The organism is Actinobacillus suis ATCC 33415 (assembly GCF_000739435.1).
GTDB classification, from domain to species: domain Bacteria; phylum Pseudomonadota; class Gammaproteobacteria; order Enterobacterales; family Pasteurellaceae; genus Actinobacillus; species Actinobacillus suis.
The window spans coordinates 2265471-2281027 of the sequence record NZ_CP009159.1; the positions used below are offsets into that span (position 1 = coordinate 2265471).

At 42.5% G+C, this 15557-nt stretch carries 17 protein-coding genes; 15 read left to right on the forward strand and 2 right to left on the reverse strand.

The features are described from left to right. Positions 1-58 precede the first annotated feature (58 nt). The 4 genes from frdA to frdD are packed head-to-tail and all read left to right on the forward strand — an operon-like array spanning position 59 to position 3364. Complete coding sequence (gene frdA, locus ASU1_RS10545) at positions 59-1858, forward strand: fumarate reductase (quinol) flavoprotein subunit (protein WP_015674338.1); 1800 nt, start codon at positions 59-61, stop codon at positions 1856-1858. A 12-nt stretch (positions 1859-1870) separates the two neighbouring features. Further along, complete coding sequence (locus ASU1_RS10550; RefSeq protein ID WP_015674339.1) at positions 1871-2605, forward strand: succinate dehydrogenase/fumarate reductase iron-sulfur subunit; 735 nt, start codon at positions 1871-1873, stop codon at positions 2603-2605. A gap of 8 nt (positions 2606-2613) precedes the next feature. Then, complete coding sequence (gene frdC, locus ASU1_RS10555) at positions 2614-3006, forward strand: fumarate reductase subunit FrdC (RefSeq protein WP_015674340.1); 393 nt, start codon at positions 2614-2616, stop codon at positions 3004-3006. Positions 3007-3019: 13 nt separating this feature from the next. Beyond that, the gene (gene frdD / locus ASU1_RS10560) at positions 3020-3364 is read left to right on the forward strand and encodes a fumarate reductase subunit FrdD (RefSeq protein WP_015674341.1); all 345 of its coding nucleotides are present in this window, start codon (positions 3020-3022) and stop codon (positions 3362-3364) included. Between the two features lie 107 nt (positions 3365-3471). Here the strand turns inward: frdD and ASU1_RS10565 are convergent, their stop codons facing one another. Continuing rightward, on the reverse strand, positions 3472-4047 hold the full coding sequence (locus tag ASU1_RS10565) for an NAD(P)H-dependent oxidoreductase (RefSeq protein WP_015674342.1): 576 nt from the start codon (positions 4045-4047) through the stop codon (positions 3472-3474). Positions 4048-4246: 199 nt separating this feature from the next. Between ASU1_RS10565 and napF the strand changes: the two genes are divergently transcribed. From napF to ASU1_RS10620, 11 genes are all read left to right on the forward strand, one after another. Continuing rightward, the gene (gene napF / locus ASU1_RS10570; RefSeq protein ID WP_015674343.1) at positions 4247-4780 is read left to right on the forward strand and encodes a ferredoxin-type protein NapF; all 534 of its coding nucleotides are present in this window, start codon (positions 4247-4249) and stop codon (positions 4778-4780) included. Further along, positions 4773-5033, forward strand: coding sequence for a chaperone NapD (locus tag ASU1_RS10575; protein ID WP_015674344.1), 261 nt, complete (start codon positions 4773-4775; stop codon positions 5031-5033). The genes napF and ASU1_RS10575 overlap by 8 nt, the downstream gene beginning before the upstream one ends. Before the next feature lie 33 nt (positions 5034-5066). Continuing rightward, complete coding sequence (gene napA, locus ASU1_RS10580) at positions 5067-7550, forward strand: nitrate reductase catalytic subunit NapA (protein ID WP_015674345.1); 2484 nt, start codon at positions 5067-5069, stop codon at positions 7548-7550. Between the two features lie 186 nt (positions 7551-7736). Continuing rightward, complete coding sequence (gene napG, locus ASU1_RS10585) at positions 7737-8642, forward strand: ferredoxin-type protein NapG (RefSeq protein ID WP_015674346.1); 906 nt, start codon at positions 7737-7739, stop codon at positions 8640-8642. Continuing rightward, positions 8642-9535: a quinol dehydrogenase ferredoxin subunit NapH gene (gene napH / locus ASU1_RS10590; RefSeq protein WP_015674347.1), complete on the forward strand. Its 894-nt coding sequence runs from the start codon at positions 8642-8644 to the stop codon at positions 9533-9535. Before napG ends, napH begins: the two co-directional genes overlap by 1 nt. A 162-nt stretch (positions 9536-9697) precedes the next feature. Then, a complete protein-coding gene (locus ASU1_RS10595) occupies positions 9698-10123 on the forward strand; it encodes a nitrate reductase cytochrome c-type subunit (RefSeq protein ID WP_005625247.1) in 426 nt (141 codons plus the stop codon). A gap of 11 nt (positions 10124-10134) precedes the next feature. After that, complete coding sequence (locus tag ASU1_RS10600; RefSeq protein WP_015674348.1) at positions 10135-10749, forward strand: cytochrome c3 family protein; 615 nt, start codon at positions 10135-10137, stop codon at positions 10747-10749. A 111-nt stretch (positions 10750-10860) separates the two neighbouring features. Next, a complete protein-coding gene (gene murB / locus ASU1_RS10605; protein ID WP_015674349.1) occupies positions 10861-11889 on the forward strand; it encodes a UDP-N-acetylmuramate dehydrogenase in 1029 nt (342 codons plus the stop codon). Between the two features lie 8 nt (positions 11890-11897). After that, positions 11898-12668, forward strand: coding sequence for a biotin--[acetyl-CoA-carboxylase] ligase (locus ASU1_RS10610; protein WP_015674350.1), 771 nt, complete (start codon positions 11898-11900; stop codon positions 12666-12668). A gap of 102 nt (positions 12669-12770) precedes the next feature. Beyond that, the gene (locus ASU1_RS10615; protein ID WP_015674351.1) at positions 12771-13910 is read left to right on the forward strand and encodes an NADH-dependent flavin oxidoreductase; all 1140 of its coding nucleotides are present in this window, start codon (positions 12771-12773) and stop codon (positions 13908-13910) included. 19 nt (positions 13911-13929) lie between these two features. After that, entirely contained in the window at positions 13930-14223 is a 294-nt protein-coding gene (locus ASU1_RS10620) for a YfcZ/YiiS family protein (protein ID WP_015674352.1), read from the forward strand. Positions 14224-14270: 47 nt separating this feature from the next. Here the strand turns inward: ASU1_RS10620 and ASU1_RS10625 are convergent, their stop codons facing one another. Further along, positions 14271-15473: an aromatic amino acid transporter gene (locus tag ASU1_RS10625; protein WP_015674353.1), complete on the reverse strand. Its 1203-nt coding sequence runs from the start codon at positions 15471-15473 to the stop codon at positions 14271-14273. Positions 15474-15557: the final 84 nt, after the last annotated feature.

The following is a 15557-nucleotide window of genomic DNA, read 5'->3' on the forward strand; positions in this document are numbered from 1 at the left end:
AGTGGCAAAATGCGAACAAGTTATATTGATTAATTTATCTATTATTTTGGAGTGCATTATGCAAAGTGTTAATTTTGATGTCGCAATTATCGGTGCTGGCGGTGGCGGTTTACGTGCAGCAATCGCAGCAGCGGAAGCAAATCCAAATCTTAAAATTGCTTTAATTTCAAAAGTTTACCCGATGCGTAGCCATACTGTGGCAGCAGAAGGTGGTTCAGCGGCGGTAATTAAAGATACAGACTCTTTCGATAACCACTTTAATGATACCGTTGGTGGCGGTGACTGGTTATGTGAACAAGATATCGTAGAATATTTTGTTGAGCATTCACCGATTGAAATGACTCAATTAGAACGCTGGGGTTGTCCTTGGTCTCGTCGTCCGGATGGTGAAGTAAACGTACGTCGCTTCGGTGGTATGAAAATCGAACGTACTTGGTTTGCAGCGGACAAAACCGGTTTCCACTTATTACACACACTTTTCCAAACTTCAATCAAATATCCTAATATCGTACGTTTTGACGAACATTTCGTTTTAGATATTCTGACCGACAACGGCGAAGCTCGCGGTTGTGTGGCGATGAATATGATGGAAGGTACGCTCGTTCAAATCAACGCAAATGCAGTCGTTATCGCAACCGGTGGCGGTTGCCGTACTTATCGTTTCAATACTAACGGTGGTATCGTAACTGGTGACGGTTTATCAATGGCGTATCGTCACGGTGTGGCATTACGTGATATGGAATTCGTTCAATATCACCCGACCGGCTTACCGAATACCGGTATCTTAATGACTGAAGGTTGTCGTGGTGAAGGCGGTATCTTAGTTAATAAAGACGGTTATCGTTACTTACAAGATTACGGTCTAGGTCCTGAAACACCAATCGGCAAACCGGAAAACAAATATATGGAACTTGGTCCGCGTGATAAAGTTTCACAAGCATTCTGGCAAGAATGGAAAAAAGGTAACACTTTAAAAACTGACAAAGGTGTTGATGTTGTTCACTTAGACTTACGTCATTTAGGTGAAAAACACTTAACCGAACGTTTACCGTTTATTTGCGAGTTAGCGCGTGCTTATGAAGGTGTAGATCCGGTAACTTCACCAATTCCAGTTCGCCCGGTAGTTCACTACACCATGGGTGGTATTGAAGTGGATATGAATGCGGAAACTTCAATTAAAGGCTTATTTGCAGTAGGTGAGTGTGCGTCTTCAGGCTTACACGGTGCAAACCGTTTAGGTTCTAACTCTCTGGCGGAATTAGTGGTATTCGGTAAAGTAGCCGGTGAAAATGCGGCTCGCCGTGCACAAGAAGCTACACCTCGTAACCAAGCGCAAATTGATGCGCAAGCACAAGATGTCGTTGCACGCTTACACGCTTTAGCTCGTCAAGAAGGTAATGAATCTTGGGCGGATATTCGTAACCAAATGGGTGACGCAATGGAAGAAGGTTGTGGTATCTACCGTACACAAGAAAGTATGGAAGGTGCGGTAAACAAAATCCATGAGTTAAGAGAGCGTTACAAAAATATCAGCGTGAAAGATAAATCAAGCGTGTTTAACACCGATTTACTCTACAAAATCGAATTAGGCTTCATTTTAGATGTGGCGCAATCAATCGCTTGCTCGGCTGTTGAACGTAAAGAATCTCGTGGTGCACACCAACGTTTAGACTATACAGAACGTGACGATGTGAATTACTTAAAACACACCCAAGCATTCTACAACGCAGACGGCACACCGACCATTAAATATTCAGATGTGAAAATTACTAAATCACAACCTGCAAAACGTGTATATGGTGCGGAAGCAGAAGCGCAAGAAAAAGCGAAAAAAGCAGCAGAACAGGCACAAAAATAGGAGAGCGATAATATGGCAAATTTAAACAAAATGACCATCGAAGTGCTTCGCTACAATCCGGAAACAGATAGCGAACCACATTTAGACAAATATGAAGTGCCGTTCGATAGCCAAACTTCATTATTAGATGCACTCGGTTACATTAAAGACGAACTTGAGCCTGAGCTTTCTTATCGTTGGTCTTGCCGTATGGCGATCTGTGGCTCGTGCGGTATGATGGTAAACGGTAAACCGAAATTAGCATGTAAAACATTCTTACGTGATTACAGCGGCTTTATGCGAATCGAACCGCTTGCAAACTTCCCGATTGAGCGTGACTTAGTGGTGGATTTAAGCCATTTTATTGATAGCATCGAAGCAATCAAACCTTATGTTATCGATAATAAAGCACCGGAAGGTCAGCGTACTAAACAAACACCGGCACAATTAGAGAAATATCGTCAATTCTCAATGTGTATTAACTGTGGTCTATGCTATGCAGCTTGTCCGCAATTTGGTTTAAACCCTGAGTTTATCGGTCCGGCAGCGATTACCCTTGCTCACCGTTATAACTTGGATAACCGTGATAACGGTCGTGAGCAACGTATGAAACTCTTAAGCTCTAAAAACGGGGTATGGAGTTGTACTTTCGTCGGTTATTGTTCAGAAGTATGTCCGAAACATGTAGGTCCGGCTTCTGCAATTAACCAAGGTAAATTAGAAAGTGCGAAAGATTACGTAATTTCAATGCTTAAACCAAAAGGCTAGGGGGCAATATGACAACAGCAACTAAACGTAAAGCGTATGTACGCGAAATGAAAGCGAACTGGTGGACAAAACTCGGTTTCTACAAAATGTACATGGTACGTGAAGCAACCTGTTTAGCAACCGTATGGTTCTGCCTTGTATTGCTTTATGGTGTAATTAGTCTCGGTGGGGAAGGTTTAGAAAACTTTATTAGTTTCTTACAAAACCCAATCGTATTTATTTTAAACGTTATCAGTATTGCTGCATTGCTTTATCATGCAGCGACACTTTATGTGATGACACCGCAAGTGCTTACTTTCATTGTGAATAATGAACGTGTTAACCCAAACATTTTAAGAAATGTACTTTGGGCGGTAACCGGCGTAGTAAGCTTAGTTGCGTTAGTATTTACTTATATTTAGGGGAGGAATGGCAATGAGTAAACAAGATCCGAAACGTTCTAATGAGCCGCCTGTATGGTTAATGTTCAGTGCCGGCGGTACAATTAGTGCAATTTGCTTCCCTATATTAATCTTAATTTTAGGTGTGTTGTTACCGCTTGGTTTAGTGCCGGTGGATAATATCGTGGCATTTGCTCACACTTGGTTAGGTAAATTAGTGATTTTGGCGGTAACTATTTTCCCAATGTGGGCAGGTATGCACCGTGTACACCATGGTTTACATGACCTCAAAATTCACTTTCCTGCGGGTGGCTGGGTATTCTACGGATTATCGGCTCTCTACTCAGTGATTGTGTTCTTTGCAGTAATCGCACTGTAATCAATATAACGTGAATAAAGCCATCCGTCAGGATGGCTTTTTTGATGCGTGAAGTTTGCAAAAAATCGATCAATTTTGACCGCTTGTTATGTGCGATATTTATCGGTTTAACTTAAAATTTCACGACATTTATCCGTTACTTGCTGCAAAATAGCAGCGTAATCAGTGTCTTTTAAGCCAACACAACCGAAGTAGTGCATTTTTACTTGTTCAATACCGCAAAAGTTAAACAGCCCGTTACCCATGGTATGTTCGAAAGCTTGTAAAAAACCTTTTTGTTGATACTTTTCATTCGGATTACCTAAGGTAACGAATTGCTGCATTTTTTTACCTTTCAATAAACCGATGCTTTCAATTTCGCCATTTTGATAAGCGAATCCATAACTTAACACTCGGTCTAAGTAGCCTTTTAAGATTGCCGGAAAGCCCATCCACCATAGTGGGTAAATCAAGGTAATGACATCGGCTTGTTGCCAATATCGGTGTTCGATTTGGATTTCTGTCGGGTACTGCCTGGTGAGGCTGGACTGAAATTCTTGCCAAGCTAAGTTCGGATCAAAATTTAATTGATATAAATCCCGTACGATAACTTGGTGGCCTTGGCTTGCTTGAACGGCTTGCGAAAGAAGCGCGTGGTTAAAACTTTGCGGATTCGGATGTGCATAAATAATCAGATGGTTCATCATATTTCTCGGCTAAATAATAACGGTTCCTAATTATCGCTAAAATCTTGCTTTACATACAAAACTTCCTCTAATTATTCTTTGACAATTATCAATCTTTCCTGTTGTTCCTCAGCAAATACCTCCTTCGAGTAATAAAAGCAGACCAGTAAAAATCGGATAATGCCGACCATTTAATTAGACTTGTAATGGGGATGCTTTGTCCGATTTTAGCCAACAATCATTACCTCGGCGCAGTTTTTTACGTGGACATTTTTTAAACGCGTTACAAACGGAGCAGGTAAAGCAACAAGGACATAATGCGATTCGCCCGCCTTGGACAAATCTTGCAGATTTTTATCAAAAATGCACCGCTTGTAATAACTGCATATCTGCTTGCGAAACTCAAATTATCATCAAAGGCGCCGGCGGTTATCCGGAAATAGATTTTAACCGTGGCGAATGTACTTTTTGCCAAGCTTGTGTGAAAAGTTGTGAGACGGATGTTTTCTTAGCGATAACGGAACAACCTTGGACGCATAAAGTGGAAGTGCAAGACAGTTGTTTGCTAAAACAACGTGTTGAGTGCCGTTCTTGTGGTGATAGTTGCGAAAGTAGAGCCATTCGTTTTCGTCCGGCATTGGGCGGAATTGCAAATTTAGTGCTGGATTTGACCGCTTGTAATGGTTGTGGCGCTTGTTTGAGTGTTTGCCCGACCAAAGCAATTAGAATTAATAGGGAAAATAATGAGTAATTTAGAAAGCCAGAACTGGTATGTCTGCAGTCTTGTGGTACAAGCGAAGCCAGCCAAACTTGAGCAGGTGAAAGCGGATATCTTAACGATTCCTTATGCAGAGATTCATGGCGAGAAAGCCGAAGAAGGTAAATTAGTAGTCACGCTAGAAAGTGACAGACAGCTTGCGCTTGCCGATTTAATTGAACAAGTGAAAGATATTAGTGGTGTTATCGTAGTATCACTTATTTCAAATTATATTGATGAGCAATAATTTTTAATCATTTTAATAAACGTGGGAAACATTATGGAACTCAATCGTAGAGATTTTATGAAAGCAAACGCGGCAATTGCTGCGGCTGCTGCGGCAGGAATGACGATTCCGGTCAAAAATGTTTATGCTGCTGATGACGGTATTAAATGGGACAAAGCGCCATGCCGTTTCTGTGGTACGGGTTGTAGTGTACTTGTTGGTACTAAAGACGGTCGTGTGGTTGCAACGCAAGGTGACCCGGATGCAGAAGTAAACCGTGGTTTAAACTGTATCAAAGGTTACTTCCTTTCAAAAATTATGTACGGTGCAGACCGTGTACAAACGCCTTTATTACGTATGAAAGACGGCAAATTCCATAAAGAAGGTGATTTTACACCGGTTTCTTGGGAGCAAGCTTTCAGCATTATGGCGGAAAAAGTTAAAGCAACTTTAAAAGCGAAAGGCGGTAATGCTGTTGGTATGTTCTCTTCAGGTCAAACAACCATTTTCGAAGGTTATGCAAAAGTAAAACTTTGGAAAGGTGGTTTACGTTCTAACACAATTGACCCGAATGCACGTCACTGTATGGCGTCTGCGGCAGTGGCGTTTATGCGTACCTTTGGTATGGACGAACCAATGGGTTGTTATAACGACATTGAGAAAACCGATGCATTCGTGCTTTGGGGTTCAAATATGGCGGAAATGCACCCGATTTTATGGAGCCGTATTTCTGATCGCCGTTTATCTGACGATAAAGTAAAAGTCGTAGTGATGTCCACTTTTGAACATCGTTCGTTTGAACTTGCGGATACGCCGATTATCTTCAAACCGCATTCGGATTTAGCGATTCTTAACTATATCGCAAACTACATTATCCAAAACGATAAAGTGAACTGGGATTTCGTGAATAAACACACCAAGTTCAAACGTGGTGAAACCGACATCGGTTACGGTTTACGTCCGGAACATCCGCTCCAACAAGCGGCTAAAAATGCGAAAACTGCGGGCAAAATGTACGATTCTGATTTTGAAGAATTCAAGAAAATCGTTGCGCCTTATACATTAGAAAAAGCACATGAAATTTCTGGTGTACCGAAAGATCAGTTAGAAACTTTAGCGAAAATGTATGCGGATCCGGAACAAAAACTGGTTTCTTACTGGACAATGGGCTTTAACCAACACACTCGTGGTGTGTGGGTAAACCATATGATGTACAACGTACACTTACTCACTGGTAAGATTTCCATTCCGGGTTGTGGTCCATTCTCATTAACCGGTCAGCCGTCAGCTTGTGGTACGGCACGTGAAGTAGGTACTTTCGTACATCGTTTACCGGCAGACATGGTGGTAACCAATCCGAAACACGTTGAGATCGTAGAAAAAGCGTGGAAATTACCAAAAGGCACAATCCCGACTAAACCGGGTTACCCTGCGGTAATGCAAAGCCGTATGTTGAAAGACGGTAAATTAAATTTCTTATGGCAGCTTTGTACTAACAATATGCAAGGTGGTCCGAACATTAATGAAGAAATTTTCCCTGGATGGCGTAATCCTGAAAACTTTATCGTCGTTTCAGATCCGTATCCATCTGTAAGTGCGGTCGCGGCAGACTTAATTCTTCCAACTTGTATGTGGGTAGAAAAAGAAGGTGCTTACGGTAATGCGGAACGCCGTACCCAATTCTGGCGTCAGCAGGTGAAAGGCCCGGGCGAATCTCGTTCGGATTTATGGCAAATTGTTGAGTTCTCAAAATACTTCAAAACCGATGAAGTATGGGGCGAAGAACTATTAGCGCAAATGCCGGAATACCGTGGCAAAACCCTTTATGAAGTACTTTATCTCAACGGTGAAGTAAATAAATATAAAGTGCCGACTAACGTCCCAGGTTATATCAATGATGAAGCGGAGCACTTCGGTTTCTACTTACAAAAAGGTTTATTTGAAGAGTATGCACAATTCGGTCGTGGTCACGGTCACGATTTAGCTGATTTCGATACTTATCACCAAGTTCGCGGTTTACGTTGGCCGGTGGTTGACGGTAAAGAAACTTTATGGCGTTACCGTGAAGGTTTCGACCCGTATGTGAAAGCAGGCGAAGGTGTATCGTTCTACGGTTATCCGGATAAGAAGGCGATCATCTTAGGTGTACCTTACGAAGCACCGGCAGAAAGCCCGGATGAAGAATATGATTTATGGCTATGTACCGGTCGTGTACTTGAACATTGGCATACCGGTACGATGACACGTCGTGTGCCGGAATTACACCGTTCGTTCCCGAACAACTTATGTTGGATGCACCCGACAGATGCGAAAAAACGTGGTTTACGTCACGGTGACAAAGTGAAATTAATTACCCGCCGTGGTGAGATGATTACCCACTTAGATACACGTGGTCGTAATAAATGTCCGGAAGGTTTAGTTTATACCACCTTCTTTGATGCCGGTCAGTTAGCCAATAAATTAACTTTAGATGCGACAGACCCGATTTCAGGCGAAACCGATTACAAAAAATGTGCGGTTAAAGTGGTTAAGGCTTAATGAGACATTTTACTCTCTCCCTTTATGGGAGAGAGACAGGCTAACGAAACGTTTAGTGAGTTAGCCAGAGAGAGGGTAAGCGGTTAAATTTAATCTGAATTTTCCCTCTCCCTGATAAAAATTGTCTTACGCAATTTTTATCTGTCCCTCTCCCGCAAGGGGCGAGGGTAAGATAAGGATACTACTATGAAACTTGACCCAAATCGCCGTCAATTTTTGAAAAATGCCACTAGAACGGCAGCTGGTATTTGCGGTGTTGGTGTGATTCTCGGATTACAGCAACAACAAGCGAATGCAAAAGAAGGTGTAGCGCTTCGTCCACCGGGTGCATTACCTGAAAAAGACTTTTTAGCGGCTTGTACCCGCTGTGGGCAATGTGTGCAGGCTTGTCCGTACGATATGTTGCATTTGGCGAGCCTGATTTCACCGATGGAAGCTGGTACGCCTTACTTTGTGGCTCGTGATAAGCCGTGTGAGATGTGTGTGGATATTCCTTGTATGAATGCTTGCCCAAGCGGTGCATTGAGCGAGGAACTCACCGATATTAATAATGCTCGCATGGGATTAGCCGTGTTGCTTGACCACGAAACCTGTTTGAACTGGCAAGGTTTACGTTGTGATGTTTGCTATCGTGTTTGCCCTCTGATTGACAAAGCGATCACATTGGAAGAAGTACACAATAATCGTACTCAAATTCACGCGAAGTTGATTCCGACTGTACATTCCGATGCTTGTACTGGTTGCGGTAAGTGTGAACAGGCTTGCGTGTTAGAAGAAGCAGCAATCAAAGTATTACCGATGGATCTTGCCAAAGGCTTACTCGGCAGACATTACCGCTTAGGTTGGAAAGAAAAACAAAATGCAGGTAAGGCATTATTGGAGGATCAACATCCGGACGGGTTACGCCCAGCGTTAGATGCACGTATGCCGGAAGGAATGAGCGAACCGACTTACCAATTTATGCAGGTTCAGCCGAATCAGAAAGTAGCAACGCCAAATCGTGCCACTTACGATTACGTACCGAAATCCACCACCGTACCGGAAGCGGAACATTTCCCTAACTTAGATCTAAACATTAAGGGGGTGAAATAATGGCTGATGTGAAATACGTACCGAATAAACCTAAAGATGCTGGGCTTGAGGCTCGACAAAAATTAGGTTGGTGGCGAGCTTATCGCTTTCTCATTCTGCGCCGTTTGAGTCAATTAAGCATTATCTTAATGTTTTTAAGCGGGCCTTTTTGGAATGTTTGGATTTTAAAAGGTAACTATAGCGGCAGTATGCTGTTTGATAGCGTGCCAATGAGCGATCCGCTAATGACGGCAGAAAGCCTAGCGACCGGTTATCTACCGGAATGGACAACGATTTTAGGCGCACTGATTATCGTGGCATTTTATGCGATTGTGGCAAGTAAAGCCTTTTGTAGTTGGGTTTGCCCAATGAATATGGTGACCGATGCCGCTGCATGGCTGAGACGTAAGTTAGGTATTCGCCAGAGTGCGAAAATCTCACGCAATTTACGCTATGTAATTTTGGCGATGATTTTAGTCGGAAGTGCTATCTCAGGAAGGTTATTGTGGGAGTGGATTAACCCAGTTGCCGCATTAGGACGTGCCTTTGTCTTCGGTTTAGGCGCAACAGTCTGGTTAGTTGCAGTCATTTTCCTGTTTGACTTACTGGTTGTCGAACACGGCTGGTGCGGACATTTATGTCCAATCGGCGCAACTTATGCCTTGATCGGCGCGAAAAGTGTCGTAAAAGTAAATGTGGTGGATCGCAACCGCTGCGACCGCTGCATGGATTGTTATAACGTCTGCCCAGAACCGCAGGTGCTAAGACTCCCTTTACATGGCAAACCTGAAGATAGCCAAATTGTGCTTTCTAAAGACTGCATCACTTGCGGACGTTGTATCGATGTGTGCGCGGAGAAAGTCTTTGCATTCGGTACACGCTTTAAAGGCAGTATTGATGTGAAAAATGTTTAACAAAACTCCCCTCTTTGAAAAAGAGGGGCAGGGGGAGATTTAAAAATCTCAAATTTATAAAAATTTGGCGGAAATCCACCGCTTGTAAAATCTCCCCTAACCCCTCTTTACTAAAGAGGGGGACTTATAACCCTTTTTAATTTTAAAACGGAGTGATTTAACATGAGAAAATATCTCACCCTCTTATTGACCGCATTAGCGGGTTTTGCCGTGGCGGAAACGCAAGTGGCAAAAAGTATCGATAGTACAGTGGAAAGTGTTGCCCCTGCTTATACCAACGCACAGAAAGATGCGGGCAACATTCCTGTGACTTTCCCCCACCAACCGCCGCTTGTGCCACACAGTATTCGTGGCTTACAGGTAACCAAAAATACCAACCAATGTTTAGGTTGTCACAGCCCTGAAGTTGCACCGACAACCGGTGCGACACGCGTGCCGGCAAGCCACTTTATGGATCGTGACGGTAAACCGACCGAAGGTACTTCACCACGTCGTTACTTCTGTCTACAGTGCCACGTACAACAAACGGACGTAAATCCGATTATTCAAAACAAATTTGACACGATTCGTCAGACACAAAGTAAATAAGGAGAAAGGTGATGATTAAGAAATTTTGGAACTGGTTTCGTACGCCGAGTAAAATGGCTGCCGGTACACTCATTATCATTTCTGCGATTGGCGGTATTTTAGCGTGGGGCGGTTTTAACCAAGGTTTAGAACATACCAATACCGAGCAATTCTGTTCAGATTGTCATATGAATGACGTAGTACCTGAATATCGTGCTTCGGCTCACTATTCAAACCGTAGTGGTGTGAAAGCTATCTGTTCAGACTGTCACGTACCGCACGAATTTATTGATAAATGGAAACGTAAAATTATCGCTTCAAAAGAGGTTTACGCACACTTTACCGGTAAAGTGGATACCAAAGAAAAGTTTGAAGCACATCGTTTAGAAATGGCAGAGCGTGAATGGGCGCGTTTGAAAGCTAATGATTCGCAAGAGTGTCGTAACTGTCATAACTTTGAAGATATGGACTTCACTCAACAGAAAACTGTGGCGCAGCAAATGCATGCCATGGCACAAGATCAAGGTAAAACTTGTATCGACTGCCATAAAGGTATTGCACATAACCTTCCACATATGGAAAAAATTCAAAAGAGCTTCATTCCTGAAGATATGCTGAAAAAAGAACAACCAGCGGAAGGCAAATAACAAGCGGTCGGATTTTTATTCGATTTTACGATCCCCGAGTACGGTGTACTTGGGGATTTTTTTGCGAATTATGCTATACTTTGCGCAATTTTTGTTACGGATCAATCCTTTATGAAACACAGTTTAACTCCTTTCCATACATTTCATTTAGCGGCAAATGCAAGCAAAATCGTTGAATTCAGCAGTGCCGAACAATTACTTAACGAATGGCAAACCGCCGTAAACAATCATCAGCCGGTACTTATTTTAGGGCAGGGCTCAAATGTGATTTTCTTAGATGATTTTGACGGTTGCGTATTCATCAACAAATTAAAAGGTATCGAACATCACGAAGATGAACAATTCCATTATTTGCATGTGCAAGGCGGTGAAAATTGGCATGAGCTAGTAAAATGGAGCTTGGCAAATAATATCGCCGGATTGGAAAATTTAGCCTTAATTCCGGGCGTTGCCGGTTCTGCACCGATTCAAAATATCGGGGCTTACGGGGTGGAATTTGAGCGAGTATGTGATTTTGTCGAAGTACTGAATTTACGCACCGGCGACATTTTCCGTTTAACCAAACAAGAGTGCCAATTCGGTTATCGTGAAAGTGTGTTTAAACACCAGTACAAAGATGAATTTGCGATTCTGTCGGTCGGAATCAAATTGGCAAAAGCGTGGCAGCCGGTATTAAGTTACGGTTCATTAACTCAATTTGATCCGCAACGTGTAACGCCTCAACAAGTGTTTGACGAAGTGTGTGCGGTACGTTCGGCAAAATTACCGAATCCGGACGAGTTTGGTAATGCTGGTAGTTTCTTCAAGAACCCAGTGATTGATGCTGCAAAATTTGCGCAAATTCAGACCGCTTACCCGAATATTCCAAACTATCCGCAAGCAGACGGCACAGTAAAATTGGCGGCGGGTTGGTTGATTGACCAATGTGAATTGAAAGGCTTTCAATTAGGCGGTGCGGCGGTACATGAAAAACAAGCGTTGGTATTGATTAATAAGCAAGCGGCAGCTGGTTCAGATGTCGTGGCGTTAGCCAAAGAAGTACGCCGCCGTGTACGTGAAAAATTCGGGGTTGAACTGCATCCGGAAGTACGTTTTATGGGCAAAAATGGAGAAGTGAATAGCGAAGAAGTCACGAGATAACCAAAATAATGAGCAAATTAAACCAATCTCAGATCCAAACGGCGTTATTGTGTGGGCAAGCGTTGGTGTTTGATGAAATTGATTCGACCAACGAATATTTGCTTAAACACTATCAAACCTTGCCGCAAGGTTCAGTATGTTTGGCGGAGCAACAAACCGCCGGCAGAGGCAGACGTGGGCGCACTTGGTATTCGCCACAAAGTGAAAATGTCTATTTTTCGATTTTATGGCATTATCCCACTGAAGACGCTGCGCATATTTCTTCGCTGAGTTTGGTGATTTCGTTGATTATTGCCGAAAGTTTGCAAGCGCAACAGGTTGAAAATATCCAAATCAAATGGCCGAATGATATTTATTATTGTGGCAAAAAAATGGGCGGGATTCTGATTGAAACCAAAGCGGATCGCAGTGGTATCCATTTAGTGATCGGCATCGGTTTAAATTTGGGAATGACCAAAGTGGATGAAAATATTGTGGCCCAAGCGTGGTCTGATTTATCCGACTATCAATTTGATCGTAATGCACTGGTGTGTCGCCTCGCTTATGAATTGCAAAAAAATCTTAAAATTTACCCGCTTGTTGGCTTTGAACATTATGCCGAGCGTTGGCAAGCATTTGATATTTTTCGTGATCGACCGGTAAAACTGGTCACAGAAGGTAGTGAAATTCACGGTATTTCACGTGGTATCAATCAACACGGTGAATTACTGCTTGAGCAAAACAGTGTTATTACCCCGTTCGGCATTGGTGAAATGTCATTGCGCTCTGACGAAACTTAATAATCTTTAGACAAGCGGTCAATTTTTTGCAAAGTTTTGCAAGAATCAGACCGCTTACTTTTCCCTGATTTATAATTCATTTTTTACTAAGAGGAAAGCAACATGAATTCAACATTCTCTCCATTATTTGAAAGCTATAAATTAAATAACGGCGTTGAAATTAAAAATCGTTTAGTTGTGGCGCCGATGACCCATTTCGGTTCAAATCCGGATGGTACTTTAGGTCAAAACGAACATAAATTTATTGAAAACCGTGCCGGCGATATCGGTATGTTTATTTTAGCCGCTACACTGGTGCAAGACGGCGGTAAAGCGTTCCATGGTCAGCCGGAAGCGATTCATACCACCCAATTACCGAGTTTGAAACAAACCGCAGACTTAATTAAAGCACAAGGTGCGAAAGCGATTTTGCAAATTCATCACGGCGGTAAACTTGCTTTAACCGAATTACTGAACGGTAAAGATAAAATCTCGGCAAGTGCGGACGAAGAAACCGGCACACGTGCAGCGACGGTAGCGGAAATCGAATCATTAATTGCAGCATTTGCTAACGCAACCGCATTAGCGATTGAGGCTGGCTTTGACGGGGTGGAAATCCACGGTGCGAATAATTACTTAATTCAGCAATTCTATTCCGGCCATTCCAACCGCCGTGAAGACGAATGGGGCGGCTCAAGTGAAAAACGTATGCGTTTCCCATTAGCGGTGGTGGATGCAGTGGTTGCCGAAAAACAAAAAGCGGCAAAAGCGGATTTTATTATCGGCTATCGATTCTCGCCGGAAGAACCGGAAGAGTTAGGCTTAACGATGGAAGACACTTTCGCATTAGTTGATGCGCTAACCGCAAAACCATTGCAATACCTACATATTTCATTATGGGATTTCTACAAACAGGCGCGTCGTGGCGCAGATACTAACCTTAGTCGTATGCAGTTAATCCATGAGCGTATCGCAGGTAAATTACCGCTTATCGGTGTAGGTAACTTATTCAGTGCGGAGCAAATCGCACAAGCGTTTAATACCGGTTGGGCGGAATTTATCGCATTGGGTAAAACTGTAATGATTAATCCGACGATTGCAACCTTAATCAAACAAGGACGTGAAGCGGAAATCGTGACCGAGCTTGACCCGAATAAAGCGGATCAATATGGTATCCACGGTATTTTATGGGACTTATGTATTCAGGGCGGTGCTTGGTTACCACCGGTAAAAGGTCAAGAATGGCAACCGTTAGATAGATAAATAGCGATAGGAAATCTTTATGCATAAAACCATGCAACAAAAAGCGGCGGAAGCACATAATATGTGTAAGCTGAAAGGCGATTCAATGTTGGATAATAGCGACCGTCAAATTGCCTTTGAAGCGCTGTATGATAGTGAAGGACAAGCGCTACAAGCGGTCGAATTTTTTACAGAAAAAGCAAAATCGGTGGAAACCGAAGCTTGTGTTATTCAGCATAGCATTAGCCAAGTCGAAGATGGTTTTTTAATGCAAATGCAGATTGAATTTAGCTGTCAGGCGGAAGTGATATTATTCCAAATGGCAATCAGATAAAAAATAAGGGGCAACAAATGTTGTCCCTTATTTTTTTGTTTTATGATTTAACCTTTAAACATTGGTAACATTTCATACATTGAAAGGAAATGGAACACAGCGGTACAGACACCGAATAAGAAGACCAATCCAATCATAAACAGATTACCTTTTTTCGCTTTATAAGCTAATAATGCCGGAATCATACAAGTCCACAGTGTTGCTACCGCACCTGCATAACCAATCGCTTTTAAAAAGCCAAGCGGCGAGAGTAATGAGAATACTAGCGGAGGTAAGAAAGTCACCGCCCATGCTTTGGTTCTGCCTGATTTACTCTCATCAAATTTAAAGAAATCTGCTAAGAAATCAAATGTACCTAGTCCAACTCCGATAAAAGAAGACAGAATTGCCGCCATAGAAAACGCATTAATCGCTTGTTTCACATATGGTGACTGCACAACTTCACCAATCGTATTTAATAATACGTCTAAATCACCGTTACTTGCGATAACCGGTGCAAATTGCGCACGTGGCAGATTACCGAAAATGCTGATTACCCAAAGTAAATAAAGCACTAACGCAATAAAAGTCCCTCCAGCAATTGCATATTTTGCTTTTTTTACCTCACCATAATAGGCTCGCATTGAGGAGACTGAGTGGTGATAACCGAAAGAGGTCAATGCAACCGGCAACATTGCTAACGCATATTTAGCGTATTCGCCATTATCGTTTTGTTGATCGAATAAAACAGCAGTATCAATATTGCTGACTAAACCCGAAATACTGAATGTAAACGACAATGCCATAAAGATAATTAATAACACCGAAATACGATCAACTAAACGGGTAGAGTGCCATACAAAGAACGAGAAAATCAGCACGAATAGCACAGACCAAATGCGAGAGCCGAATTCACCGAAATCGATCGCTGATTTGGTTAAGTTTTCCAAAATTCCACCGGAAGCGGTGGTATAAGCATAAAGTAAAATTCCGCCGACAAAATAAACCGCAAGGTTATTTAACGCATTGATCTTATTGCCTAATAAGTCTTTGGTAACAGTATTGAATGAGGCACGTAAGTCATAGCTTTTATAGACATCAAGTAACAACCAGCCTGAAAATGTCATCACAACCATGGTAAAAGCAAGCGCAAGCACCGACCACATTGTCCAAGCACCCGCACCGGAAGTTGGAAGCCCGAGCATACCGGCTCCTACGCAGACACCTGCGATGATACAAGCGCCACCAAAAAGTGTTGGCTGTTTTTTCATAAAATATCCTATTGAAGTAGTACATTAAAGTAATAGTATTGTGCCATAAACTAACTTATTAAAAAATAGTCTTATAGAGAAAAA

Coding starts and splice junctions, on each gene's coding strand:
- murB (WP_015674349.1), top strand. CDS start 10,861: ATGAAACACAGTTTAACTCCTTTCCATACATTTCATTTAGCGGCAAAT.
- napA (WP_015674345.1), top strand. CDS start 5,067: ATGGAACTCAATCGTAGAGATTTTATGAAAGCAAACGCGGCAATTGCT.
- ASU1_RS10595 (WP_005625247.1), top strand. CDS start 9,698: ATGAGAAAATATCTCACCCTCTTATTGACCGCATTAGCGGGTTTTGCC.
- frdD (WP_015674341.1), top strand. CDS start 3,020: ATGAGTAAACAAGATCCGAAACGTTCTAATGAGCCGCCTGTATGGTTA.
- napG (WP_015674346.1), top strand. CDS start 7,737: ATGAAACTTGACCCAAATCGCCGTCAATTTTTGAAAAATGCCACTAGA.
- ASU1_RS10550 (WP_015674339.1), top strand. CDS start 1,871: ATGGCAAATTTAAACAAAATGACCATCGAAGTGCTTCGCTACAATCCG.
- ASU1_RS10600 (WP_015674348.1), top strand. CDS start 10,135: ATGATTAAGAAATTTTGGAACTGGTTTCGTACGCCGAGTAAAATGGCT.
- ASU1_RS10620 (WP_015674352.1), top strand. CDS start 13,930: ATGCATAAAACCATGCAACAAAAAGCGGCGGAAGCACATAATATGTGT.
- ASU1_RS10610 (WP_015674350.1), top strand. CDS start 11,898: ATGAGCAAATTAAACCAATCTCAGATCCAAACGGCGTTATTGTGTGGG.
- ASU1_RS10615 (WP_015674351.1), top strand. CDS start 12,771: ATGAATTCAACATTCTCTCCATTATTTGAAAGCTATAAATTAAATAAC.
- ASU1_RS10565 (WP_015674342.1), bottom strand. CDS start 4,047: ATGAACCATCTGATTATTTATGCACATCCGAATCCGCAAAGTTTTAAC.
- frdC (WP_015674340.1), top strand. CDS start 2,614: ATGACAACAGCAACTAAACGTAAAGCGTATGTACGCGAAATGAAAGCG.
- napH (WP_015674347.1), top strand. CDS start 8,642: ATGGCTGATGTGAAATACGTACCGAATAAACCTAAAGATGCTGGGCTT.
- ASU1_RS10625 (WP_015674353.1), bottom strand. CDS start 15,473: ATGAAAAAACAGCCAACACTTTTTGGTGGCGCTTGTATCATCGCAGGT.
- frdA (WP_015674338.1), top strand. CDS start 59: ATGCAAAGTGTTAATTTTGATGTCGCAATTATCGGTGCTGGCGGTGGC.
- ASU1_RS10575 (WP_015674344.1), top strand. CDS start 4,773: ATGAGTAATTTAGAAAGCCAGAACTGGTATGTCTGCAGTCTTGTGGTA.